20 protein-coding genes are annotated in these 22,993 nt (G+C 71.5%); 12 read left to right on the top strand and 8 right to left on the bottom strand.

Going from position 1 to position 22,993, the window contains the following annotated elements; translation table 11 throughout:
* Positions 1-9 precede the first annotated feature (9 nt).
* Positions 10-1,017 carry a DUF5937 family protein gene (locus ACIP5M_RS18720; RefSeq protein WP_401198301.1) on the bottom strand — a complete coding sequence of 336 codons (1,008 nt, stop codon included), beginning with the start codon at positions 1,015-1,017 and terminating at the stop codon, positions 10-12.
* Positions 1,018-1,106: 89 nt separating this feature from the next.
* Between ACIP5M_RS18720 and ACIP5M_RS18725 the strand changes: the two genes are divergently transcribed.
* The 4 genes from ACIP5M_RS18725 (at position 1,107) to ACIP5M_RS18740 (ending at position 5,096) form a co-directional block, all read left to right on the top strand.
* Positions 1,107-2,336, top strand: a complete 1,230-nt coding sequence (locus tag ACIP5M_RS18725; RefSeq protein ID WP_401198303.1) for an MFS transporter — start codon at positions 1,107-1,109, stop codon at positions 2,334-2,336.
* Between the two features lie 43 nt (positions 2,337-2,379).
* On the top strand, positions 2,380-2,889 hold the full coding sequence (locus ACIP5M_RS18730) for a MarR family winged helix-turn-helix transcriptional regulator (protein WP_215020540.1): 510 nt from the start codon (positions 2,380-2,382) through the stop codon (positions 2,887-2,889).
* A 78-nt stretch (positions 2,890-2,967) separates the two neighbouring features.
* Entirely contained in the window at positions 2,968-3,297 is a 330-nt protein-coding gene (locus tag ACIP5M_RS18735; RefSeq protein WP_401198305.1) for a DUF3817 domain-containing protein, read from the top strand.
* A gap of 98 nt (positions 3,298-3,395) precedes the next feature.
* Positions 3,396-5,096 (top strand): methylmalonyl-CoA mutase, encoded by a 1,701-nt coding sequence (locus tag ACIP5M_RS18740; RefSeq protein WP_401198307.1) that lies wholly within the window; start codon positions 3,396-3,398, stop codon positions 5,094-5,096.
* Positions 5,097-5,308: 212 nt separating this feature from the next.
* Here the strand turns inward: ACIP5M_RS18740 and ACIP5M_RS18745 are convergent, their stop codons facing one another.
* Positions 5,309-5,935 carry a TetR/AcrR family transcriptional regulator gene (locus ACIP5M_RS18745; RefSeq protein ID WP_401198309.1) on the bottom strand — a complete coding sequence of 209 codons (627 nt, stop codon included), beginning with the start codon at positions 5,933-5,935 and terminating at the stop codon, positions 5,309-5,311.
* A gap of 239 nt (positions 5,936-6,174) precedes the next feature.
* On the opposite strand from ACIP5M_RS18745, the gene ACIP5M_RS18750 reads away from it, so the two are divergent.
* The 5 genes from ACIP5M_RS18750 (at position 6,175) to ACIP5M_RS18770 (ending at position 11,149) form a co-directional block, all read left to right on the top strand.
* Positions 6,175-7,173: a tetratricopeptide repeat protein gene (locus tag ACIP5M_RS18750; protein WP_401198311.1), complete on the top strand. Its 999-nt coding sequence runs from the start codon at positions 6,175-6,177 to the stop codon at positions 7,171-7,173.
* Between the two features lie 594 nt (positions 7,174-7,767).
* Complete coding sequence (locus tag ACIP5M_RS18755; RefSeq protein WP_401198313.1) at positions 7,768-8,406, top strand: DUF6230 family protein; 639 nt, start codon at positions 7,768-7,770, stop codon at positions 8,404-8,406.
* Positions 8,407-8,516: 110 nt separating this feature from the next.
* A complete protein-coding gene (locus tag ACIP5M_RS18760) occupies positions 8,517-9,095 on the top strand; it encodes a DUF6114 domain-containing protein (protein WP_401198315.1) in 579 nt (192 codons plus the stop codon).
* Complete coding sequence (locus ACIP5M_RS18765; RefSeq protein ID WP_401198317.1) at positions 9,085-10,353, top strand: hypothetical protein; 1,269 nt, start codon at positions 9,085-9,087, stop codon at positions 10,351-10,353. The genes ACIP5M_RS18760 and ACIP5M_RS18765 overlap by 11 nt, the downstream gene beginning before the upstream one ends.
* Before the next feature lie 223 nt (positions 10,354-10,576).
* Complete coding sequence (locus ACIP5M_RS18770; RefSeq protein ID WP_401198319.1) at positions 10,577-11,149, top strand: hypothetical protein; 573 nt, start codon at positions 10,577-10,579, stop codon at positions 11,147-11,149.
* 97 nt (positions 11,150-11,246) lie between these two features.
* Here the strand turns inward: ACIP5M_RS18770 and pyk are convergent, their stop codons facing one another.
* The 3 genes from pyk to pta all read right to left on the bottom strand — a co-directional run bounded on the left by pyk (position 11,247) and on the right by pta (position 16,096).
* On the bottom strand, positions 11,247-12,677 hold the full coding sequence (gene pyk, locus ACIP5M_RS18775) for a pyruvate kinase (protein ID WP_401198321.1): 1,431 nt from the start codon (positions 12,675-12,677) through the stop codon (positions 11,247-11,249).
* A gap of 62 nt (positions 12,678-12,739) precedes the next feature.
* The gene (locus ACIP5M_RS18780; RefSeq protein WP_401198323.1) at positions 12,740-13,954 is read right to left on the bottom strand and encodes an acetate kinase; all 1,215 of its coding nucleotides are present in this window, start codon (positions 13,952-13,954) and stop codon (positions 12,740-12,742) included.
* Between the two features lie 57 nt (positions 13,955-14,011).
* Complete coding sequence (gene pta, locus ACIP5M_RS18785) at positions 14,012-16,096, bottom strand: phosphate acetyltransferase (protein WP_401198325.1); 2,085 nt, start codon at positions 16,094-16,096, stop codon at positions 14,012-14,014.
* A gap of 273 nt (positions 16,097-16,369) precedes the next feature.
* Here pta and ACIP5M_RS18790 point away from each other — a divergent pair, with 273 nt between their 5' ends.
* The gene (locus ACIP5M_RS18790; RefSeq protein WP_401198327.1) at positions 16,370-17,395 is read left to right on the top strand and encodes an ATP-dependent 6-phosphofructokinase; all 1,026 of its coding nucleotides are present in this window, start codon (positions 16,370-16,372) and stop codon (positions 17,393-17,395) included.
* Between the two features lie 29 nt (positions 17,396-17,424).
* On the opposite strand, the gene ACIP5M_RS18795 is transcribed toward ACIP5M_RS18790, so the two are convergent.
* On the bottom strand, positions 17,425-18,048 hold the full coding sequence (locus ACIP5M_RS18795; RefSeq protein ID WP_401198545.1) for a helix-turn-helix domain-containing protein: 624 nt from the start codon (positions 18,046-18,048) through the stop codon (positions 17,425-17,427).
* A gap of 319 nt (positions 18,049-18,367) precedes the next feature.
* Between ACIP5M_RS18795 and ACIP5M_RS18800 the strand changes: the two genes are divergently transcribed.
* Both ACIP5M_RS18800 and trxA read left to right on the top strand, forming a co-directional pair.
* Positions 18,368-18,847 (top strand): MerR family transcriptional regulator, encoded by a 480-nt coding sequence (locus ACIP5M_RS18800; RefSeq protein ID WP_401198328.1) that lies wholly within the window; start codon positions 18,368-18,370, stop codon positions 18,845-18,847.
* Positions 18,844-19,209 (top strand): thioredoxin, encoded by a 366-nt coding sequence (gene trxA, locus ACIP5M_RS18805; RefSeq protein WP_401198330.1) that lies wholly within the window; start codon positions 18,844-18,846, stop codon positions 19,207-19,209. The genes ACIP5M_RS18800 and trxA overlap by 4 nt, the downstream gene beginning before the upstream one ends.
* Here the strand turns inward: trxA and glgB are convergent.
* Complete coding sequence (glgB, locus tag ACIP5M_RS18810; RefSeq protein WP_401198332.1) at positions 19,199-21,493, bottom strand: 1,4-alpha-glucan branching enzyme; 2,295 nt, start codon at positions 21,491-21,493, stop codon at positions 19,199-19,201. The two genes, trxA and glgB, sit on opposite strands and share 11 nt — an antisense overlap.
* Entirely contained in the window at positions 21,490-22,941 is a 1,452-nt protein-coding gene (locus ACIP5M_RS18815) for a maltokinase (RefSeq protein ID WP_401198334.1), read from the bottom strand. The genes glgB and ACIP5M_RS18815 overlap by 4 nt, the downstream gene beginning before the upstream one ends.
* Positions 22,942-22,993: the final 52 nt, after the last annotated feature.

Consider the following 22,993-nt stretch of genomic DNA (forward strand, 5'->3'; position numbering starts at 1 on the left):
ACCCCGGGGTCACACCGGCACGTCCCCGGCCGGACTGCCGCTCGCCAGCGCGATGCCCAGGGGTGTGCGCTCGTAGAGGACCTGGTGGCCGTGCCGGGACGGGACGAGCAGGCCCGCCGCCCGCAGCGCCTTGAGGTGCGTCGACACCGTCGAGGCAGCGAGGCCCAGCCGGTGGGCGAGGGCCGTCGTCGACGCGGGCTCGTGCAGCGCGCACAACACCTCGGCCCGGGCCCGGCCCAGCAGCCGCGCCAGCGCCTCCGGGGCCCGGTCCGGGGAGGCGGTCCACAGGGCGCCGATGCCGCGCGCCGGATAGACGAGGGTGGGCTGCCAGGGCGGGTCGTAGCCGCCGACCACCTCCGGCCAGACGAAGGCGCTCGGCATCAGCAGCAGGCCCTGCCCGTCGAGGGTGCGGTCGTGGTGGCCGTGCTTGTCGATGGTCAGGGTGCCGGTCTCCTCCTGCCAGCGCAGGTCCGGATGGAGGCCGTCGAACAGCGCCTCCAGCCCGCCGGCCGCCAGCCGCCGGGAGTGGAACAGGATGTCCGCCTCCAAGAGGCCGCGCAGCCGGGGCCAGTGCGGGGCGATCAACGCCTCCCAGGCCTGCTCGTACAGATCGGCCAGCTCCCGCACCGCCCGCGCCGGGTCCGCCAGCATCCGCCGCCCGATGTCGCTCTCCAGGGCGCCGGGAGTGCAGGCGAGGGAGCGGCGCAGGTCCTCGCGCACCGGCTCCGGATCGTAGGCCCGGATACGGGCCAGCTCCTCCTCGAAGGTGACGGAGGGGCCGAGCGGGGGCGGGCTGAGGAAGTCCGGATTGTGTCCCTTGTTCGGCATCAGGAGCCACAGCGGCCGCAGGTCCAGCCCCTCGGCGGCGGCCCGCACCTGGCGGATCCAGGGGAGGTGGTAGCCCTGCCGGTGGGGGCGCAGCAGGACGCGGACGGCCTCTTGGGTTTCCCAGCGGGGTGAGAGGGAGAAACGGCACCGCAGCAGGTCGCCCGGTCCGAAACGGAAGTGGAACCCCATGCCGGCCGCTCCCTGCGGTTCGGGTCCGGAAGATTCGGAACAGGCCGAATCTCTACGCCGCCCAGCCTAGTCGGCGGGAAGCTCCCGGCATGTCAACCGTCCAGCAGACCGGCGCTCCCGCCGGTACCGGCTACGGCCCGGTGTTCCGGATCGGGGAGTTCCGGGCCGTCTTCGCCGCGCATCTCCTCTCCGTGCTCGGGGTGGTCGTCGCCGAGATCGCGCTCACCGTCCTCGTCTACCGGGTCACCGGTTCGCCGCTGATGAGCGCGCTCACCTTCGCCCTCGGATTCCTCCCGTACGCCCTCGGCGGCACCCTGCTCGCCGGGCTCGCCGACCGGTACCCCGCGCGGCGCGTGCTCGTCGGGTGCGATCTGGTCTGCGCCGCCTGCGCGGCGGCCATGGCCGTGCCCGGCACGCCCGTCGCGCTGCTCCTCGTACTGCGCTGCGCCATGGCCTTCGTCGCCCCGCTGTTCCAGGGCGCCCGCAGCGCCTCCCTCCCCGACATCCTCGGCCCCGGCGACGCCTTCGTCCTCGGCCGCTCGCTGCTGCGCATGGTGGCCCAGGGCGCCCAGCTCGTAGGCTTCGGCCTCGGCGGGCTGCTGCTCACCGTCCTCGCCCCGACCGGGGCCATCACCCTGACCGCCGCCGGATTCCTCGGCTCCGCGCTCCTCCTGCGCCTCGGCACCCGCGCCCGCCCCGCACGCGGCGGCTCCCGGGAGTCCCCGCTCGGCGGGCTGCGGGCCGTCCTCGGCGACCGCCGGATCCGCGCGCTCACCCTCCTGGGCTGGCTGCCGCCCGTGTTCGTGGTCGTACCGGAGGCGCTGCTCGCCCCGTACGCCGCCGGCCTCGGTGCCGGCACGGCCGTGCTCGGACTGCTGATGTGCGCCCTGCCCGTCGGCACGATCGCCGGGGAGCTCTGGGCCGGCTCCGCACTCACCGCCCGAACGCGTTCGCGGATCACGGCCCCGCTCGCCGCCGCCGGACTGCTGCCGCTGCTGCTGTACGCCGCCCGGCCCGGCGTGCCCGTCGTCCTCGCCGCCCTGCTGCTCGCGGGCCTCGCCCACGCCTACACCCTCGGGCTCGACCGCTGGTACGTCGACGCCGTCCCGGACGACCTGCGCGGACGGGCCATGACCCTGCTGAGCACCGGCCTGATGACCCTCCAGGGCATCGGCATGGCGCTGGCCGGGCTCGCCGCCGAGTTCCTGCCGGTGCACGTGGTCGTCACCGGGGCCGGGGCCCTCGGCACGGCCACCGTCCTGCTGCTGCTCGCCGAACTGCGGGCGAGCGCCCCGAAGATCCCGGCGGCCGAGGAGTGAGACGGGCCCCCCGGTCATATGACCGCCCGGTAGGGTCTGGACCGTGCCCAAGCCGCTCAGCCTTCCCTTCGACCCCATCGCCCGCGCCGACGAGCTCTGGCAGCAGCGCTGGGGGCCGGTGCCCTCGATGGCCGCCATCACCTCGATCATGCGGGCGCACCAGATCCTCCTCGGCGAGGTCGACGCGGTGGTCAAGCCGTACGGACTGACCTTCGCGCGGTACGAGGCGCTGGTGCTGCTCACCTTCTCCAAGGCCGGCGAGCTGCCGATGTCGAAGATCGGCGAGCGCCTGATGGTCCACCCGACGTCGGTGACCAACACCGTCGACCGGCTGGTGAGGTCCGGGCTCGTCGACAAGCGGCCCAACCCGAACGACGGCCGCGGGACCCTCGCCTCCATCACGGACAAGGGGCGTGAGGTCGTCGAGGCCGCCACCAGGGACCTGATGGCGATCGACTTCGGCCTGAGCGCCTACGACGACGAGGAATGCGCGGAGATCTTCGCGCTGCTGCGCCCCCTCAGGGTCGCCGCCGCGGACTTCGAGGAGAGCTAGGCAGGCCGCAGAGCCGCACAGCCGCCGAGGTCCGGCCCCGGTCAAGATCGCGCAAAGCGGACGGTTAGGCTCGACGCCATGAAACGCAGTGTGCTGACCCGCTACCGGGTGATGGCTTTCGCGACCGCCGTGATGCTGCTGGTGCTCTGCACCTGCATGGTCTTCAAGTACGGCTTCGACAAGGGCGCCGATCTGACCTTCGTGGTGTCCCAGGCCCACGGCGTGCTCTTCATGATCTACCTCGTCTTCGCCTTCGACCTGAGCTCAAAGGCCAGGTGGTCCTTCGGCAAGATGCTCTGGGTCATGATCAGCGGCACCATCCCGCTGGCCGCGTTCTTCGTCGAGCGCAAGGTCCGCGCCGAGGTCGAGCCGCTGGTCGCGGACGGTCTCGCGACCGCGAAGGCCTAGTACTTCCCGGTGCGCCGATAGGGCGAAACCTCCCCCGGGGGACCTCCCCCGGGGTTGCCCATCGACATTTACTAGGACGTCCTAGTAAATTCATGGGTATGGAAGCTGACGCCATCGAGGAGGGCCGCCGCCGCTGGCAGGCCCGTTATGACAAGGCCCGCAAGCGCGAGGCAGACTTCACCACGCTCTCCGGGGATGACGTCGATCCCGTCTACGGGCCCCGGCCCGGAGACGCGTACGAGGGATTCGAGCGCATCGGGTGGCCGGGCGAGTACCCGTACACCCGGGGGCTGCACGCCACCGGCTACCGCGGGCGGACCTGGACCATCCGGCAGTTCGCCGGGTTCGGGAACGCCGAGCAGACCAACGAGCGCTACAAGATGATCCTGGCCGCCGGCGGCGGCGGGCTCTCCGTGGCCTTCGACATGCCGACCCTCATGGGCCGCGACTCCGACGACCCCCGCTCCCTCGGCGAGGTCGGGCACTGCGGGGTCGCCATAGACTCCGCCGCCGACATGGAGGTCCTGTTCAAGGACATCCCCCTCGGCGACGTGACCACCTCGATGACCATCTCGGGCCCCGCCGTGCCCGCCTTCTGCATGTACCTCGTCGCCGCCGAGCGGCAGGGCGTGGACCCCGCCGTGCTCAACGGCACGCTCCAGACGGACATCTTCAAGGAGTACATCGCCCAGAAGGAGTGGCTCTTCGAGCCCGAGCCGCACCTGCGCCTCATCGGCGACCTCATGGAGTACTGCGCCAAGGGCATCCCGGCCTACAAGCCGCTCTCCGTCTCCGGCTACCACATCCGCGAGGCCGGGGCGACGGCCGCGCAGGAGCTGGCGTACACCCTCGCCGACGGGTTCGGCTACGTGGAGCTCGGGCTCTCGCGCGGCATGGACGTGGACCACTTCGCGCCCGGGCTCTCCTTCTTCTTCGACGCGCACCTCGACTTCTTCGAGGAGATCGCCAAGTTCCGGGCCGCCCGCCGCATCTGGGCCCGCTGGATGAAGGAGGTCTACGGCGCCAAGAGCGAGAAGTCCATGTGGCTGCGCTTCCACACCCAGACCGCCGGCGTCTCGCTCACCGCGCAACAGCCGTACAACAACGTCGTCCGCACCGCCGTGGAGGCTCTCGCGGCCGTCCTCGGAGGCACCAACTCCCTGCACACCAACGCCCTCGACGAGACCCTCGCGCTGCCGAGCGAGCAGGCCGCCGAGATCGCGCTGCGCACCCAGCAGGTGCTGATGGAGGAGACCGGCGTCGCCAACGTCGCCGACCCGCTGGGCGGTTCCTGGTACGTCGAGCAGCTCACCGACCGCATCGAGGCGGACGCCGAGAAGATCTTCGACCAGATCAAGGAGCGCGGTCTGCGCGCCCACCCGAACGGGCAACACCCCATCGGGCCGATCACCTCGGGCATCCTGCGCGGCATCGAGGACGGCTGGTTCACCGGGGAGATCGCCGAATCGGCCTTCCAGTACCAGCGGTCGCTGGAGAAGGGCGACAAGCGGGTCGTCGGCGTCAACGTCCACCACGGCTCGGTCACCGGGGACCTGGAGATCCTGCGGGTCAGCCACGAGGTGGAGCGCGAGCAGGTGCGCGTCCTCACCGACCGCAAGGCCCGCCGGGACGAGGCCAAGGTCTCGGAAACGCTGGCCGCGATGCTCGACGCCGCCCGGGACGGGTCGAACATGATCCCGGCCATGCTGGACGCGGTGCGGGCCGAGGCCACCCTCGGTGAGATCTGCAACGTCCTGCGCGAGGAGTGGGGCGTCTACACGGAGCCGCCGGGCTTCTAGTGGGTGCGGCGCCGTTGGCTACGCCCCCGCGACCCCGCAACCTCGCGCCCCGAACGCCGGCGAGGCTGGTTTCCAGCCCGTCCGGCGTTTGAGGACGGGTCCGGGCGGAGCCGGGGAACGGCGGAAGGGCGGGTAGGGGACCAGCCCCGCAGGGCCTGCCGGGCGCCGGGGCCGCCCTGCGCACCACGGAGGCTCGTGGCCGTTCAGGCCGTTCAGGCCGGGCCGCGGAGGCCGTGCATCAGGAGGGCCGTGAAGGTGGCGACCCAGAGCTCGTCCACCGGCTCGGAGCTGACCAGCGCCCGGTGGACCACCGTGCCCGCGATCACGTCGAAGATCAGGTCCGTCGTGTGGCCGGCGAGGGTGTCGTCCTCCTCGTAGGGGAGTTCCCCACGGGCCTGGGCCCGCTCGCGGCCCAGTACGACGAGACGTTTCTGCCGGTCCACGATGGCCGACCGGATCCGGTCGCGCAGCGCCTCGTCCCGGGTGGACTCGGCGACCACCGCCATCAGGGCCGTACGGGCCTCCGGTCGCCGCAGCAGCTCCGCGAACTGCAGGACGACGTGCTCGATGTCGGCTTCGAGGGAGCCCCGGTCCGGGAGTTCGAGCGCGTCGAAGAGCTCCGCGACCGCGTCCACGACCAGCTCGTTCTTGCCGGCCCAGCGCCTGTAGAGGGTGGTCTTGGCCACGCCGGCCCGGGCCGAGACGTCACCCATCGTCAGCTTCGACCAGCCCAGGTCCACCAGCGCGTCCCGGGTCGCGGCGAGGATGGCGGCGTCCGCGGCGGCGCTGCGGGGGCGACCGGTACGGGCGGGGCTGGAGCCGGGACTGGGGTTGCGCATGGCCGAGACCATACCCGCCGGTAGCCAGATGGCCGGATTGCGCAACGCTGTGGTTCAGATCACGGGCGCCACCGGGCCGCGAGGAGTTACGCTACGACTCGTAGCGTAAGAGCGACAACCACGCGAAGGGCTACAGGCGCCAGGTGGGGACCCGGCGCCGCGACGCGGGACGGCCGCGGGACCACGGCAATTCACGCGATCTTTTTCATCGGCGCGCGCACACGGGGGAGGATGTACGCATGCAGCCCAGAAACATGTCCATGAGCGGCGTCGTCGACCTCGCCGCGGTGAAGGCGGCCGGCGAGGCCAAGGCCAAGGCCGAGCAGGCCCGCGCCGAAGCGGCACGACAGGCGGCCCAGGGCGGCGGGGCCGGTCCGGCCGCCGGCGCCGTGCCGCCCTCCGCGCTCGTCATCGACGTCGACGAGGCCGGCTTTGAACGCGATGTGCTCCAGCTCTCCGCCGAGGTCCCGGTCGTCCTGGACTTCTGGGCCGAGTGGTGCCAGCCGTGCAAGCAGCTCAGCCCGCTCCTGGAGCGCCTGACCGTCGAGGCCGCCGGCCGCCTCGTGCTCGCCAAGGTCGACGTCGACGCCAACCAGATGCTGATGCAGCAGTTCGGCATCCAGGGCATCCCGGCGGTCTTCGCCGTGGTCGCCGGCCAGGTGCTGCCGCTGTTCCAGGGCGTGGCCCCCGAGCAGCAGATCCGCGAGACCCTCGCCCAGCTGGTCCAGGTCGCCGAGGAGCGGTTCGGGATCATCGGCATCGAGGTGGACCCGAACGCCGCGGGGGCCACCCCGGCGGCGCCGGCCGAGATCCCGGCCGGTCCGTACGACGCCCTGCTCGAGGCGGCCGTCGTCGCGCTCGACGCCGGTGACCTGGGCGGCGCGGTGCAGGCGTACAAGAACGTACTGTCCGACGATCCCGGCAACACCGAGGCCAAGCTGGGCCTGGCCCAGGCCGAGCTGCTCAGCCGGGTCCAGCACATGGACCCGCAGGCGGTGCGCGCCGCGGCCGCCGAGAACCCGCGCGATCCGGCGGCGCAGATGGCCGCGGCCGATCTGGACCTGGCCGGCGGTCACGTGGAGGACGCCTTCGGGCGCCTGGTGGACACCGTGCGGGTGACGTTCGGTGAGGACCGGGACGCCGTACGGGTGCGCCTGCTGGAGCTGTTCGAGGTCATCGGAGCCGACGATCCGCGGGTGGCGGCGGCGCGCACGGCGCTCGCCCGGGTGCTGTTCTAGAGGCGGCGTCCAGAGGCGCTCCGGCGATCGGCGCGCCACCGACGATTTGTTGACACGTAGATAAACAGCGGCCGCACTTTGCCAAAACTTGGCAATTGCGGCCGCTGTTACTCGCAGTAAATCGAACCCCGTGAACTGTCCGGTGTGTTCACTCTTCCACCGATCTGTCGTGGCCCTCGGTAACACCCTGTGTTGCTGCCCGATGGCGGCGGGTCGTGCTCAGGTTATCGGGCCGTTACCCGCCAGTAACGACCCCCCTTGTGCCCCGGCCGGGAATGGACCACGATCGGCGACGCTCGGTCCTTCCCGCAGAGCCGCTCATCCGGAGCCGCGGCGGAGGGTCCCCACCGAGCCGCCCGGTGGCAGTGGCACCGGGTGTGGACAGGGGGGTCTCCGCCACAAGGTGGGGCCTGTCCTCCAGGTTGCGCGAACGCGTGGCCCAGTGGTTGTCGCTCGGGGGTGATCGCCGGTGATTCGGACGTGGCTCGGCCGCGGCCCGGCCGCTTGCGCTCCTTCCCGAGGACGTAGCACTTCTCCCATCCCAGGACGGGCACGGCCCGGACCGGAGATGTACGTCCGAGAAGGAGGAACGAAATGAGTTCTCAGGTTCGTGGCGGGACCAGATGGAAGCGCTTCGCGCTCGTCATGGTGCCGAGCATCGCGGCCACCGCCGCGGTCGGTGTGGGTCTGGCGCAGGGTGCCCTCGCGGCGTCCTTCAGCGTCTCCGGCCAGGACTTCAAGGTCTCGGCCGACAAGCTCGACGGTGACAACCTCATCCAGTACGGCGGCATTGCCGAGGGTCATGACCTCAAGGGCAACGCGCAGCACCACCCGGTCACCATCTCCGGGTTCAGCCACGCCGAGATCACCAACATGTGCCAGTCGCTGGTGACCCCGACGCCGCTGGGCAACATCACGCTGCAGCTGCGCACGGGCCACAAGGGCAAGCCGGCCGTCGCCGACAACATCTACCTGGATGTTGCGGAGCTCGACACCGACGCCGAGTTCAAGAACCTGGACATCGGTGTCGCGGTCGGTGACGCGAGCCACAAGACCAAGCCGCAGGCCGGCACGGTCGCCAGCCCGTACGCGTTCTCGCAGCGCGCCGACAAGGCGATCCTGACGAACGTGCGCCAGAAGGCGTGGGCGACCACGGCGGGCACGTTCAAGCTGCCCGACCTGAAGCTGCGCCTGCTCGGTGGCGACCAGCCGTGCTACCAGGACGAGAAGTAATCCGTCCCGGCGAGTGACCGGAGGGCGGTCGGCGGCGCGATTCCCGGTCGCCGCCCGCCCGTCCGGGCTCCAGAGATTTCCGTACCACCGTTTCCAGGGAGCTGTTGTCCATGAACCCCCAGGCCCCGGTTTACGTTCGCGCCGAAGACGACGCCTGGCTGACCATGGTGTGGTACCACTTCTACGCCTGGCGCGGCCGCCGTCCTTTCTGGGCCGGGCTGTTCACCCTCATCAGCGGCTTCCCGATCGCGTACTTCCCGTACGCGGACCTCCGGCTCGGCAACCTCAGCCTCGCGATGGCCACCACGGGCGGCGCGGGCGCACTGATCATCGGGATCCTGCTGATCACGCTGGGGCTCGCCCTCTGGTTCCAGCAGGCGATCCGGGTCTTCGCCGGTGTCGCCTCGATCCTGCTGGCCCTGGTGTCGCTGCCGGTGTCGAACCTCGGCGGCTTCGGCCTGGGCTTCGTCCCCGCGCTCCTCGGCGGCGCCCTCGCGCTCGCCTGGGTCCCGGGACAGCGGGCGGAGGAGCCTTTGGCGGACGGCCGGCAGGCCTCGGTCGACCTGGGCAAGGCGGAGACGATGGCGGCGGGCCCCCACGGCGTTCCGGGACAGCGCGACACGGACATGCCGGCATACGCGAGCGAGACGACTGCCCACGCCGATGGCGGGAGGAACAGTGCGGGGTGACGAGACGCAGCGGGGCGTGGCCCCCGGCGCGCAGTCCCGTGAGAGCAAGGGGCCGCGACACGCGGCGCCCAGGAAGTCGCTGCTGAACAAGCTCCAGATACCCGTCGGCAAGACGATGGCGCTGGCGGCCATGCCGACGGCCGTGTTCGTCGGGATGGGCATGGCGCCCAAGCTGGCCGTCGCCGACGAGACGGACATCCCGTTCGCCCCCGGGCCGTGTGTGACGCGGTCCGACGAGCCGACGCAGTCACCGTCGCCGACGGCCTCGGCGAAGCCCTCGCCGAGCGCGAGCGGGAGTGCGAGCGCGTCGCCCGGCGCGAGCCCCTCGCCGTCCGCTTCCGCGAAGCCGAAGCCCAGTACATCCCCGTCCCCGACGGCCACCAAGCCCCCGGCGGACACCAAGGCCGGCACCCAGGCCACCGCACCCTCCCCGTCGCCGACCAAGACCGCGAACCCGCTCGACCCGCTGGGTCTCGGCGACGCGCTCAAGGACCTCACCGACGGCCTCACCGCGCCCCTCAAGGACACGAAGGCGACGGCGACCCCGACGCCCACCCCCACCACGACGAAGCCCGCCCCGACCGCCCCGGCGCCGGACCCGGCCACCGACGCGATCCGCGAGGCGGCGAAGACGGCGGGCGCATCCGTCGAGGAGCTCTCCGACGAGGTCAAGGACACCGCCAAGACCCCGAAGGACGAGACGGGCACGGCCGGCGAGGACGCGTCCGACGACAAGGACGGGGCGACGAAGGACGCGGACGGGAAGGAACCCTTCCCCTGCCCGACCTACGACGCGAAGGCCCTGGCCGACGCCGAGCTGGAGCAGGGCGTCCCGCTCCTGCCGGACGAGCCCTGGTACCTCGACAGCTCCCTGCTGACCCTCTACGGCCTGGACTACCACGGCATCGTCGAGGTCAAGACGGCCGGCGGCAAGACGAAGAAGGTCCTGAAGTTCACCGCGGACTCGCTGGACATCAAGGACCTCTACCAGACCGTCGGCAAGGAGGGGAACGTCGCCCACCTGAAGTCCCGCCCCGGCTCCACCTCCAAGATCCGCGGCGGCACGGTGACGATGTACACCGAGAGCCTCAAGGGGAACCTCTTCGGTCTGATCCCGATCGAGTTCACCCCGAACAGCCCGCCGCCCCTGAACGTCCCCTTCGCGTTCTTCACGAACGTCAAGGTCGTCCAGGCCGGCCAGTTCGGCGGCACCCTCACGGTCCCGGGCCTCAAGAACTACATCGGCCCGCCGGAGTAGCCGCATCATCCCAGGTGAACCGGCTGTGCCTGCGGTGGCCCGCCCCCCGGTCCGGGGGGCGGGCCACCTGCTTTCGGACAGGAAAGCATCAGGACGGGTACGTCGTGTACACGACGTACCCGAGGTAAAGGACACATGGGTGAAGCAGGTTCCTCGCCGGCTCGGCGCGGACATCGGACTCAGCGGCCTGATGAAAACGTTCCACCATCCCCGGACGAACAGGATGTCCATCGCCCTGGCCCACGTGGGGTGGTTCGCGGAACGCGAGGACGGTGCGTTCGCCCATCAGCTGCTGGATGACACCAAGCGGCTGCTGGCGTCGGACCTGTCCGGTCCGGAGTTGTCCGCACTGTGGCAGGCGGGGACGTTCCGGGACTTCGACCTGGGGGCCTGCGGGATTGAGGGACGCCAGTGGCTTACCTGGATCGAGGAGATCGCCGAGTACCGCATCACGTGGAACGTCGGGGACGCACCCGCTCCGCTGGATCCGCCGCCGGCGCGCGGGCTGACGGAAGCGGTGCTGGGCGAGATCGCTTCGGTGGCCCGGGACCTGGAGTCGGTCACGGCCAGCCATGCCTATGCCCCGGTGCCCGGTGTGGTTCCGGCGCTGCGGCGGGTCGTCGCCCACGTCGATCCGGATCTCGGCTTCCGGGTGCTGCTGCGGGTACTCAAGTCCTACTTCGTGCCAGTCGGTCCCACGCGCGTCGCGGGATACCACGCGCTCGCGGAGCCGCTGGGACTGGAGAGGGCGCTCGTCGAGGACGGAGATTTCAACGTCCGGCCTGATCTCGGCTGAGCAGCCGGAAAACCCGAGGGCGGCACCCCTGATCCTTCATGGATCCGGGGTGCCGCCCTCGGCCTCTGTGCGGCAGAGTTCAGGCGGTGCGGCGAGGTCAGTCGCGGGCGCCGCTGCCCAGGTGGTGGACCCGGACCATGTTGGTGGTGCCGGGGACGCCGGGGGGCGAGCCGGCGGTGATGACCACGGTGTCGCCCTCGTTCGAGCGGCCGAGCTTGAGCAGCTCGCCGTCCACGAGGTCGACCATCGCGTCGGTGTTGTCCACGTGCGGGACGACGTACGACTCGACGCCCCAGCTCAGCGTGAGCTGGTTGCGGGTGTGCGGGTCGGTGGTGAAGGCCAGGATCGGCTGCGTGGCGCGGTAGCGCGACAGCCGGCGGGCCGTGTCACCGGACTGGGTGAAGGCGATGAGCGCCTTGCCGTCGAGGAACTCGGCGATCTCGCAGGCCGCGCGGGCGACGGAGCCGCCCTGGGTACGGGGCTTCTTGCCCGGGACCAGCGGCTGCAGGCCCTTGGAGAGGAGCTCCTCCTCGGCCGCCGCGACGATCTTCGACATCGTCTTGACGGTCTCGATCGGGTAGGCGCCGACCGAGGACTCGGCGGACAGCATGACCGCGTCCGCCCCGTCGAGGATGGCGTTGGCGACGTCGGACGCCTCCGCGCGGGTCGGGCGGGAGTTGGTGATCATCGACTCCATCATCTGGGTCGCGACGATCACCGGCTTGGCGTTGCGGCGGCACATCTCGATGAGCCGCTTCTGGACCATCGGGACCTTCTCGAGCGGGTACTCGACGGCCAGGTCGCCACGGGCCACCATGACCGCGTCGAAGGCCGCGACCACGGCCTCCATGTTCTCGACGGCCTGCGGCTTCTCCACCTTGGCGATGACGGGGACCCGGCGGCCCTCCTCGTCCATGACCTTGTGGACGTCCTTGACGTCGTTGGCGTCGCGGACGAAGGACAGGGCGACCATGTCGCAGCCCATCCGCAGGGCGAAGCGGAGGTCGTCGACGTCCTTCTCCGACAGCGCGGGGACGTTGACGGCGGCACCCGGCAGGTTGATGCCCTTGTGGTCCGAGATGACACCGCCCTCGATGACGATGGTCTTGACCCGCGGGCCCTCGACCTCGGTCACCCGGAGCTCGACGTTGCCGTCGTTGATCAGGATCTGGTCACCCTTGGCGACGTCGCCGGGCAGGCCCTTGTAGGTGGTACCGCAGATGGACTTGTCACCCGGGACGTCCTCGGTGGTGATGGTGAACTCGTCACCGCGCACCAGCTCGACGGGACCCTCGGCGAAGGTCTCCAGACGGATCTTCGGGCCCTGGAGGTCGGCGAGGACGCCGACGGCGCGCCCGGTGTCCTCGGAGACCTTCCGGACGCGGTCGTACCGCTCCTGGTGTTCTGCCTGGGATCCGTGGCTGAAGTTGAATCGGGCCACGTTCATACCTGCCTCGATGAGCGCTTTCAGCTGCTCATACGAGTCGACGGCGGGGCCCAGCGTGCAGACGATTTTGGAACGGCGCATGGAGCGGATCCTATCGGTTTGTTTCGTAGCGGAATATTCCGTCTGGTGGAAAGTCCAAGTGACTAACGGGTAACCAGCGCGTACGTCTGCAGGGCGATCTCCAGTTCCTCATCCGTCGGGACCACGGCCACGGCCACCCGGGAACCGTCCGCCGAGACCAGCCGCGGCTCGGGGGAGCGCACCGCGTTGGCCTCCGGGTCCAGCACCAGGCCCAGCTCGGCCAGACCGTCCACCGCGGCCTCCCGGACCTGGAAGGCGTTCTCGCCCACCCCGGCCGTGAAGGCCACCGCGTCCACCCGGCCGAGCACCGCCGCGTACGCGCCGATGTACTTCTTCAGACGGTGGACGTACGCCGCGAAGGCGGTGCTCGCCGCCTCGTCGCCCGCGCCCGCCCGCCGCAGCACCTCGCGCATGTCGTTGTCGCCGCACATGCCCAGCAGACCGCTCTTCTTGTTCAGGAGCGAATCGATCTCATCCACCGAGAGGCCGCCCACCCGCGCCAGGTGGAAGATGACCGCCGGATCGAGATCGCCCGAACGGGTGCCCATGACCAGGCCCTCCAGCGGGGTCAGGCCCATGGACGTCTCCACGCATACCCCGCCGCGGACGGCCGAAGCGGAGGCGCCGTTGCCCAGGTGCAGCACGATCACGTTCACGTCCTCCACCGGCCGCCCCAGCAGCGCGGCCGTCGCCCGGGAGACGTAGGCGTGGGAGGTGCCGTGGAAGCCGTACCGCCGGATGGCGTACTTGTCGGCCGTCGCGGCGTCGATCGCGTAGCGCGCCACGTGCTCCGGCATCGTCGAGTGGAAGGCCGTGTCGAAGACGGCCACCTGCGGGATGTCCCCGCGCAGCTCGCGCGCCACCTCGATGCCGGTCACGTTCGCCGGGTTGTGCAGCGGGGCGAGGGGGATCAGGCTGCGGATCTCCGCCAGCACCTCGTCGTCGATGACGGTGGGCTGCGTGAACCGCGTCCCGCCGTGCACCACCCGGTGCCCCACCGCGGCCAGTTCGGGGGAGTCCAGGCCCATCCCGTCGGCGGCCAGCTCCGCGGCGACGGCCTGGAGCGCCGCCTCGTGGTCGGCGATCCGGCCGGCCGTCTCCCGCTTGCCGCCCGCGGCGCCCGGGCCGGCGAGCGGTTCGTGCACCAGCCGGGAGGTCTCTTCGCCGATGCGCTCCACCAGGCCCACCGCGAGCCGGGAGCGGTCCGCCATGTCGAGGAGCTGGTACTTGACCGACGAGGAGCCGGAGTTGAGGACGAGTACGCGCGATGCGGTCACGGTGGGGTCTTTCCTTGTCGCGGTCGTGGTTCTTCGGTGGGAGGCCGGTCGGTGCGGTCAGGCGGGGAGCGCGGGCGTGCCCTGCGCCTGGATCGCGGTGATGGCGACGGTGGTGACGATGTCCTGCACCAGCGCGCCGCGCGAGAGGTCGTTTACCGGCTTGCGCAGGCCCTGCAGGACCGGGCCGACCGCCACGGCGCCCGCCGAGCGCTGCACGGCCTTGTACGTGTTGTTGCCGGTGTTGAGGTCGGGGAAGATCAGCACGCTCGCGCGGCCGGCCACCTCGGACCCGGGCAGCTTGGTCGCGGCGACCGAGGGCTCCACGGCCGCGTCGTACTGGATCGGGCCCTCGACGGCCAGGTCGGGGCGCTGCTCGCGGACGATCTCGGTGGCCTTGCGGACCTTGTCCACGTCGGCGCCGCTGCCCGAGGTGCCGGTCGAGTACGAGAGCATCGCGATCCGCGGCTCGACGCCGAAGGCGGCCGCGGTGGCGGCCGACTGGACGGCGATGTCGGCGAGCTGCTCGGCGTTCGGGTCCGGATTGACCGCGCAGTCGCCGTAGACGAGGACCCGGTCGGCCAGGCACATGAAGAAGACCGAGGAGACGATGGACGCCTCCGGCTTGGTCTTGATGATCTCGAAGGCCGGGCGGATGGTCGCGGCGGTGGAGTGCACCGATCCGGAGACCATGCCGTCGGCCAGGCCCTCCTGGACCATGAGGGTGCCGAAGTAATTGACGTCGGTGACCACGTCGTTGGCCAGCTCGACGGTCATGCCCTTGTGGGCGCGGGCCTTCGCGTAGTACTCGGCGAAACGTTCCCGCAGGGGGGAGGTCGCCGGGTCGATGAGCTCCGCGCCCGAGATGTCGATGCCGAGGTCGCCGGCCTTCTTCAGGATCGCCTGCTCCGGACCCAGCAGGGTCAGGTCGCAGACCCCCCGGCGCAGCACCACGTCCGCGGCGCGCAGCACACGCTCCTCGGTGCCCTCCGGCAGGACGACGCGGCGGCGGTCGGACCGGGCCCGCTCCAGCAGCTCGTGCTCGAACATCATCGGGGTGACGCGCTCCGAGCGGGCCACCGACAGCAGGTCGCGCAGCTCGCCGGTGTCCACGTGCCGCTCGAAGAGGCCGAGCGCCGTCTCCAGCTTGCGCGGGGTCGCGGAGTTCAACCGGCTCTGCAGCGAGAAGAGTTCGGCGGCGGTCGGGAAGCTGTTGCCGGCCACCGACACCACCGGCGTGCCCGGCGCCAGCTTCGAGGCCAGGGTCAGGATGTCCGGGCCGGGACGCTCGTTCAGGGTCAGCAGCACACCGGCGATCGGCGGGGTCCCCGAGGTGTGCGCGGCCAGCGCGCCGACCACGAGGTCGGAGCGGTCCCCGGGGGTGACGACGAGACAGCCGGGGGTCAGGGCGTTCAGGAAGTTCGGCAGCATGGCGCCGCCGAAGACGAAGTCCAGGGCGTCGCGCGCCAGCCCGGCCTCATCCCCGAGAAGCACCTCGCCGCCGAGCGCCCGGGTGATCTGGGCGACGGTCGGCGCGGACAGCGACTTGTCGTCCGGGAGCACGTAGCAGGGCACGGGCAGCCGGGCGGCCAGCCGCTCGGCTATGAGGTCGCGGTCCTCGGGGGCCACCCGGTTGACCACCATCGCGACGACGTGGCAGCCCAGGCTCTCGTACGCGCGGTAGGCGTTGCGGGCCTCGGCGCGCACGGCCTCGGCGGGGCGCTTGGTGCCGCCCACGACGGGGACGACCACCGCACCCAGCTCGTTGGCGAGGCGGGCGTTGAGAGCCAGCTCGTCCGGGAGGTTGGTGTCGGCGTAGTCGGTGCCGAGGACCAGCATGACCTCGTAGTCGCGGGCCACCCGGTGGAAGCGGTCCACCAGCCGGGAGACCAGCTCGTCGGTGCCCTTCTCGGCGAGGATCGCCGATGCCTCCTGGTACTCCATGCCGAAGGCCGTCGCGGCGTCCTGATCGATCCGGTAGCGCGCCTTCAGCACCTCGAAGAGCCGGTCCGGTGCGTCGTGGAGCAGCGGGCGGTAGACGCCGACCCGGCCCGTCTGCCGGGTCAGGAGCTCCATGATCCCCAGTTCGACGACCTGGCGGCCGTCCCCCCGCTCGATACCGGTCACGTACACGCTGCGCGTCACGCGTGCTCTCCGTCCATGTGTGTCTGGGAGTCCACTGACCCAGTTAGGGTGGTCTTGACCTCTTGACAATACCTCTGCGGCTGGCTAGGGCGCCCGCCAGGAAAAGGGCCCTTCCCGCGGGGCCGGAAGGCCCTGTCGGCGGACCGGCACAAAGCGCGCCGCACCCTGCCCGTGGAACAATCGGACAGGCTTCACCAATACGCCCTTCATATGTACGGCCGTCCGCCCGCACGTGTACGGCCAGGTACGACCAGGAGCAGGAGACACAGCACGATGCGTATCGGAGTTCTCACCGCAGGCGGCGACTGCCCGGGACTGAACGCTGTCATCCGGTCGGTCGTACACCGTGCCCTGGTCGGGCACGGGGATGAGGTCATCGGTTTCGAGGACGGTTTCAAGGGCCTCCTCGACGGACACTTCCGCCCCCTCGACATCAATGCCGTCAGCGGCATCCTCGCCCGCGGCGGCACGATCCTCGGTTCGGCGCGCATGGAGCGCGCCCGCCTCCACGAGGCCGCCGAGAACGCCCAGGAGCTGGCCGAGCGCTACGGCCTCGACGCGCTCATCCCGATCGGCGGCGAGGGCACCCTGACCGCCGCCCGGATGCTGTCGGACGCCGGGATGCCGGTCGTCGGCGTGCCGAAGACCATCGACAACGACATCTCCTCCACCGACCGCACCTTCGGCTTCGACACCGCCGTCATGGTCGCCACCGAGGCCATCGACCGCCTGAAGACCACCGCCGAATCACACCAGCGCGTGATGGTCGTCGAGGTCATGGGCCGCCACGCGGGCTGGATCGCCCTGGAGTCGGGCATGGCCGGCGGCGCCCACGGGATCTGCCTGCCGGAGCGCCGCTTCGAGGTGGACGCCCTGGTGAAGATGGTGGAGGAACGATTCGCGCGCGGCAAGAAGTTCGCCGTCATCTGCGTCGCCGAGGGCGCGCACCCCGCCGAGGGCTCCATGCCGTACGAGAAGGGCGCCATCGACCAGTACGGTCACGAGCGCTTCGCCGGCATCGGCAACCGCCTGGCCATCGAGCTGGAGCACCGGCTGGGCAAGGAGGCCCGGCCCGTCATCCTCGGCCACGTCCAGCGCGGCGGCGTACCCACCGCCTACGACCGCGTCCTCGCCACCCGCTTCGGCTGGCACGCCGTCGAGGCCGTCCACCGCGGCGAGTTCGGCAACATGACCGCCCTGCGCGGCACCGACATCGTGATGGCCCCGCTGGCCTCCGCCGTCACCGAGCTGAAGACCGTCCCCGAGAACCGCATGTACGAGGCGGAGTCGGTGTTCTAGGTCGTGCCCTGCGACGTCCGGGTCGTGTCCTACGACGCACCGCCCGCGAGCTGCCAGAAGCGGTCCACGATCTCGGCGAGGAACTCCCGCCCCGCGTCCCCGCTGGCGGCCTCGCCCCCACCGCCGCCCCAGCTCAGGGTGGCCACCATCCGGGACTGGTAGTCCGCGTGGAGCTGCTCCAGTACGGCCTCCAGGTGGCCCTTGGGGATCGGCAGCAGCTTGGCCAGCGGCTTGACGTACGCCTGCCAGCGCGTGGTCACCGCGCTGCGCAGCAGGTCCGCCAGCTCGTCCTCCTTGCCGGTGGCCGTCACGAACTGGGCCAGCGTCAGCCCCAGCACCGTCGCCAGGGCGGCGGACTGCCGCTCGTTGCCCTTCCAGCGACCGGTGTCCTCCATCTTCTGGTAGGAGGCCGTCTCCAGACCGAGTCGCCGGGCCAGATCGTCGGCGGACAGCCCCCTGGCGATGCGGTGCTCCCGCAAGGTGACCGGCTCCGCGAGCAGCTCCCCGGGTGAGCACCACAGGACGCCGGCGAGGGCCGTGAGCTCGGCGGAGGTGGGCGAGATCTCGCCGCGTTCCCAGGCCATCACGGTCTCGGGCGCGACGATCAGTCCGTACTGGGCACGCAGGCCATAGGCGACATGACCGGGAGCCATGCCCAGGGCCGCGCGCAGACGACGCGCGGCGGGGGCATTGAAAGGTGGGCTGGAGTGCACACGGCACACCGTAGGAGTGGCTGGGCATCGCCGACTACAGACCAAACAAACAAGCCCATAACTCGTAGGAAAGTCCCATGAAGTCAGGGGTTTTTCGCGGGTTTCCCGGCGACTGTCCGGTAATCGGTGGACTCGAGGAACTCAAAGATCCACTCCTCGTACGGTTCCAGCCAAAGACATTCGGCGCAAGGCCCCTCACAGCCCCTCCACATTGTCGCCGCCTTGCCTTGACGTCGGCGTCAAGGATTAGCGTCGGGGCATGCGAATCGGCGAACTGGCGGAGCGGGCCGGAACCAGCACGCGGACCCTGCGGTACTACGAGTCCCGCGGGCTGTTGTCCGCCCGGCGCGCGGACAACGGCTACCGCACGTACGACGAGGACGACCTGCGCCTGCTGCGCCAGATCCGGATGCTCCAGGACTTCGGCTTCGAGCTGGAGGAGACCCGGCCGTTCGTGGACTGTCTGCGGGCCGGCCACCCGGCCGGGGACTCCTGCCCGGCCTCGCTCGCTGTCTACCGGCGCAAGCTCGCCGAGCTGGACGGGCTGATCGGCCAGCTGGCCGACGTACGGGACCAGGTCGCGCGGCAGCTCGCCGCCGCCGAGCAGACCGCGGGCGCGGACGCGGCGCCGCGCTGTGAGCTGACGGCCGACGGGCTCGCCCCCCGGGACGGCCGCGCGGGACCGACCGCACGGGAGCGACGACATGAGAGCGACGACCTGAGAGGGGAAACGACATGATCCACGCCCGGGGTGTGGCAGAGGTGACCGACGCGGACTTCGACACCGAGGTGCTCGCCGAGCGCGGCAGGCCCGTCCTCGTCGAGTTCACCGCGGACTGGTGCGGCCCCTGCCGCCAGCTGGCGCCGGTGCTGTCCGCCGTCGCCGCCGAGGAGGCCGACCGCCTCAAGGTCGTGCAGATCGACGCGGACTCCAACCCGGGGACGCTCACGCGGTACGGGGTGCTGTCCATGCCGACCCTGCTCGTCTTCCGTGACGGCGAGCCCGTACGGCAGATGGTCGGGGCCCGGGCCAAGCGCAAGCTGCTCCAGGAGCTGGAGGAGCACCTGGCCCGGGCCACCGGACCGACCGTTACGGCCTGAACCAGACCGTGGCCAGCGGGGGCAGCGTGATCCGCAGGCTCGCCGGCCGGCCCTGCGCCGGGACCGGCTCGGGGTGCAGCGGCTGCGGCTGGCGCACGCCGCTGCCCCCGTACTCCTCCCGGTCCGTGTTGAGCACCTCCCGCCACACCGGGAACTCCTCGGGCACCCCGATCCGGTACCCGTTGCGGACCACCGGCGAGAAGTTCGACACGCACAGGAGCGGCGAGCCGTCGTGCGCGTACCGCAGGAAGGCGAAGACGTTGTCGTCCGCGGCGTCCGCCTCCACCCACGCGAAGCCCTCCGGCACGCTGTCCTGCTGCCACAGGGCGGGCGTCGCCGTGTAGGTGCGGTTCAGGTCACCCACCAGGTCGCGCACGCCCCGGTGGTCGCCGGCCGCCGAATAGGACTCGTCCAGCAGCCACCAGTCCGGCCCGTGCGCCTCCGACCACTCCGAGCCCTGCGCGAACTCCTGCCCCATGAACAGGAGTTGCTTGCCCGGATGGGCCCACATGAAGCCCAGGTAGGCGCGGTGGGAGGCCCGCTGCTGCCACCAGTCGCCCCCGGGGATCTTCGACACCAGCGCGCCCTTGCCGTGCACCACCTCGTCGTGCGAGATCGGCAGCACGTAGTTCTCACTGAAGGCGTAGACCATCCCGAAGGTCATGTCGTGGTGGTGGTACTTGCGGTGCACCGGCTCCTTCGACATGTAGCGCAGGGTGTCGTGCATCCAGCCCATGTTCCACTTCAGGCCGAAGCCCAGGCCGCCCGAGTCCGTGGGCCGGGTGACCCCGTTCCACGCCGTGGACTCCTCCGCGATCGTCACCACGCCCGGGCAGCGCCGGTACACGGTGGCGTTCATCTCCTGGAGGAACGACACCGCGTCCAGGTTCTCCCGCCCGCCGTGCTCGTTCGGCGACCACTCGCCCTCCTGGCGCGAGTAGTCCAGGTAGAGCATCGAGGCCACCGCGTCCACGCGCAGCCCGTCCACGTGGAACTCCTCACACCAGTACACGGCGTTGGCGACGAGGAAGTTGCGGACCTCCTTGCGCCCGTAGTCGAACTCCAGCGTCCCCCAGTCCGGGTGCGCGGCCCGCCGCGGGTCCTGGTGCTCGTACAGCGGCCGGCCGTCGAACTCGGCGAGCGCCCAGTCGTCGCGCGGGAAGTGCGCGGGCACCCAGTCGACGAGCACCCCGATCCCGGCCCGGTGCAGCGAGTCCACGAGGAAGCGGAAGTCGTCCGGCGTGCCCATCCGCGAGGTCGGCGCGTAGAAGCCGGTGACCTGGTAACCCCAGGAACCGCCGAAGGGGTGCTCGGCGATCGGCATCAGCTCGACGTGCGTGAAGCCGAGCTCCTTGACGTAGGCCGGGAGCTGCTCGGCGAGCTGCCGGTACGAGAGCCCGGGCCGCCAGGACGCCAGGTGCAGCTCGTACACCGACATGGGGGCCTCGTGCAGGGGCCGGGCGCCGCGGTTCCCCATCCACTCGGCGTCCTCCCACACGTGCCGGGAGGCGGTGACCACCGAGGCGGTGGCCGGCGGCACCTCCGCGGAGCGGGCCATCGGGTCGGCGCGCAGGGTGTGGCTGCCGTCGGGGCGCGTGATGTCGTACTTGTAGAGCGCCCCGGCGCCCACACCGGGCAGGAAGAGCTCCCACACGCCGCTGGAGCCCAGCGAGCGCATCGGGTAGGCGCCGGAGTCCCAGTACGAGAAGTCCCCGGCGATGCGCACCCCCTGCGCGTTCGGGGCCCACACCGTGAACCGGGTGCCGGCCACGCCCTGGTGCTCCATCGGCTCGGCGCCGAGCGCCTTCCACAGCTGCTCGTGGCGGCCCTCGCCGATCAGGTGCAGGTCCAGCTCGCCGAGCGCGGGCAGGAACCGGTACGGGTCGTGGACCTCGAGCTCGTCGCCGTCATAGGTGACCAGCAGCCGGTAGTCCGGCACCCCGGTGAGCGGCAGCAGCCCGGAGAACAGCCCGTCGCCCTCCTCGGAGAGCTCGGCCCGCAGCCCCTTGGCGACGACGGTGACGGCCTTGGCGTACGGGCGCAGCACGCGGAAGACCACCCCGCCCCGCTGGACGTGGGCGCCGAGCAGCGCGTGCGGATCGTGGTGCCGGCCCTCCAGCAGCCGGGCCCGTTCCTCCCCGCCGAGCGCGGGCGCGGGGCGGACTCCTTGGGACGGCGCGGCGCTGCGGGCCCGGGGGGCGCGCGGTTTGCGCGCCGCGGCCGGAACGGCGGATGCGGCTTCGTCGCGGACCTCGGTCGGTGACGGCTGTCGTGCGGCGCTCACGCGAGCGGCCTCCTCGGGGGCTTCTGATGGGGTTGGGGGTGGGCGGAGATGGAGCCGGGGGCGGGCGGGGGCGGCGGCATCCGGTGGGCGGGCCGCTGGGGCTCCGAGAGCCGGCGGATCGCGGCCATCGGGACGTGCAGCCAGTCGGGGCGGTGCCGGGACTCGTAGCGCGCCTCGTACACCGCCTTGTCGGTCTCGTACGCCCGCAGCAGGACGGGGTCCTCGCGCGGGTCGCTGCCCGTGGTGCGGGCGTAGCCCTCGCAGAAGGCGGCCCGGCAGTCGTCGGCCCACGCGGGCGCGAACGGCCGGTGCGAGCGGGCGGCGTAGTCGAAGGAACGCAGTATCCCGGCGATGTCCCGCACCGCCGGCTCGGGGCGGCGCCGGTCGGCCAGCGGCCGGGCCGGCTCGCCCTCGAAGTCGATCAACGACCAGCTGCCGTCGAGGGTGCGCAGGGTCTGCCCCAGATGGAGGTCCCCGTGGATCCGCTGGGCGGGGACCCCGGAGCCCCGGGAGCCGGCCAGCGCGTCGAACGCTCCCCGCAGCCCCGCCTCGTAGGGCCGCAGCGCCGGCACCTCGCGGGCCGTGGCGGCCAGCCGGGCCGTCATCCCGGCGGCGAGCCGGGCCGTCTGCTCCGGCCCGAGCGCGACGGTGGGCAGGGCGGCGGCGAGCGCGCTGTGCACCTCGGCGGTGGCCCGGCCCAGCGCGTGCGCCTCGGCGGTGAAGTCGGCCCCGGCGGCGAGCCGCCGCAGCGCGAGCTGCCAGCCGTCGTCGGAGCCGCGCAGGTACGGCTGGAGCACGCCCAGGGTCAGCGGCTCGCTCCCGGCCGGCTCGGCCTCGTACCAGGCGACGGGCGCAGGGACGCGGGTGCAGCCGACGGCGGCCAGCGCCCTGGGCAGCTCCAGGTCCGGATTGACCCCGGGGCCGACCCGCCGGAACACCTTCAGAATGAACGAATCTCCGTAGATGAGCGACGAATTGGTCTGCTCGCCTGACAGCTGACGCGGGGCCAGCCCGGCCGGGATCGGGGCGTCCGGATCCCGGTCGAAACGCAGCGGTCCCAGGGCGCCGGGGGAGCGCATCCGCTCCAGCAGCATCGCCGCGAGACGCGGATCGCCGAGCGCCTCGTACACCGCGCGCCCCGCGTACGGGCCGTCCTCGGCGTGGCCGATCAGCGCGGGCGCGAGGGCCGGCGGCAGCGAGGGCCGGATGCCCAGGAGCAGCTGGTAGCAGTCCCCGTCCACGTCGAGGAGCACGTGCAGCAGTCCGGGGTTCGAGCCCGGCGGCAGCAGGTCGGCCGTCGATACGGCCCTGAGCCTGCTGATGGGGCGGCCCTTGCCCGCGAACCAGCGCTGGGTGGGCAGCCAGGCCCGCAGCATCGGTTCCAGCGGGCCGATCCCGGCGGCCCGGTCGGCCGTCAGCCGGCTCCGGGCGGATGCAGCCTCCGACATGGCGTCGCGTCCTTTCCCCGGGCCGTCACAGAATGCGCAGAGTGTCCCGGAT

This window comes from Streptomyces sp. NPDC088762 (assembly GCF_044750905.1).
Classification (GTDB): domain Bacteria; phylum Actinomycetota; class Actinomycetes; order Streptomycetales; family Streptomycetaceae; genus Streptomyces.

Excerpts from the sequence above, each read along its gene's own strand:
- ACIP5M_RS18800 (WP_401198328.1), top strand. The coding sequence starts at position 18,368 with ATGCGAATCGGCGAACTGGCGGAGCGGGCCGGAACCAGCACGCGGACC.
- ACIP5M_RS18790 (WP_401198327.1), top strand. The coding sequence starts at position 16,370 with ATGCGTATCGGAGTTCTCACCGCAGGCGGCGACTGCCCGGGACTGAAC.
- ACIP5M_RS18720 (WP_401198301.1), bottom strand. The coding sequence starts at position 1,017 with ATGGGGTTCCACTTCCGTTTCGGACCGGGCGACCTGCTGCGGTGCCGT.
- ACIP5M_RS18795 (WP_401198545.1), bottom strand. The coding sequence starts at position 18,048 with ATGGCTCCCGGTCATGTCGCCTATGGCCTGCGTGCCCAGTACGGACTG.
- trxA (WP_401198330.1), top strand. The coding sequence starts at position 18,844 with ATGATCCACGCCCGGGGTGTGGCAGAGGTGACCGACGCGGACTTCGAC.
- ACIP5M_RS18745 (WP_401198309.1), bottom strand. The coding sequence starts at position 5,935 with ATGCGCAACCCCAGTCCCGGCTCCAGCCCCGCCCGTACCGGTCGCCCC.
- ACIP5M_RS18760 (WP_401198315.1), top strand. The coding sequence starts at position 8,517 with ATGAACCCCCAGGCCCCGGTTTACGTTCGCGCCGAAGACGACGCCTGG.
- ACIP5M_RS18770 (WP_401198319.1), top strand. The coding sequence starts at position 10,577 with ATGTCCATCGCCCTGGCCCACGTGGGGTGGTTCGCGGAACGCGAGGAC.
- ACIP5M_RS18725 (WP_401198303.1), top strand. The coding sequence starts at position 1,107 with ATGTCAACCGTCCAGCAGACCGGCGCTCCCGCCGGTACCGGCTACGGC.
- ACIP5M_RS18815 (WP_401198334.1), bottom strand. The coding sequence starts at position 22,941 with ATGTCGGAGGCTGCATCCGCCCGGAGCCGGCTGACGGCCGACCGGGCC.
- ACIP5M_RS18750 (WP_401198311.1), top strand. The coding sequence starts at position 6,175 with ATGCAGCCCAGAAACATGTCCATGAGCGGCGTCGTCGACCTCGCCGCG.
- ACIP5M_RS18735 (WP_401198305.1), top strand. The coding sequence starts at position 2,968 with ATGAAACGCAGTGTGCTGACCCGCTACCGGGTGATGGCTTTCGCGACC.
- ACIP5M_RS18755 (WP_401198313.1), top strand. The coding sequence starts at position 7,768 with ATGAGTTCTCAGGTTCGTGGCGGGACCAGATGGAAGCGCTTCGCGCTC.
- pyk (WP_401198321.1), bottom strand. The coding sequence starts at position 12,677 with ATGCGCCGTTCCAAAATCGTCTGCACGCTGGGCCCCGCCGTCGACTCG.
- ACIP5M_RS18740 (WP_401198307.1), top strand. The coding sequence starts at position 3,396 with ATGGAAGCTGACGCCATCGAGGAGGGCCGCCGCCGCTGGCAGGCCCGT.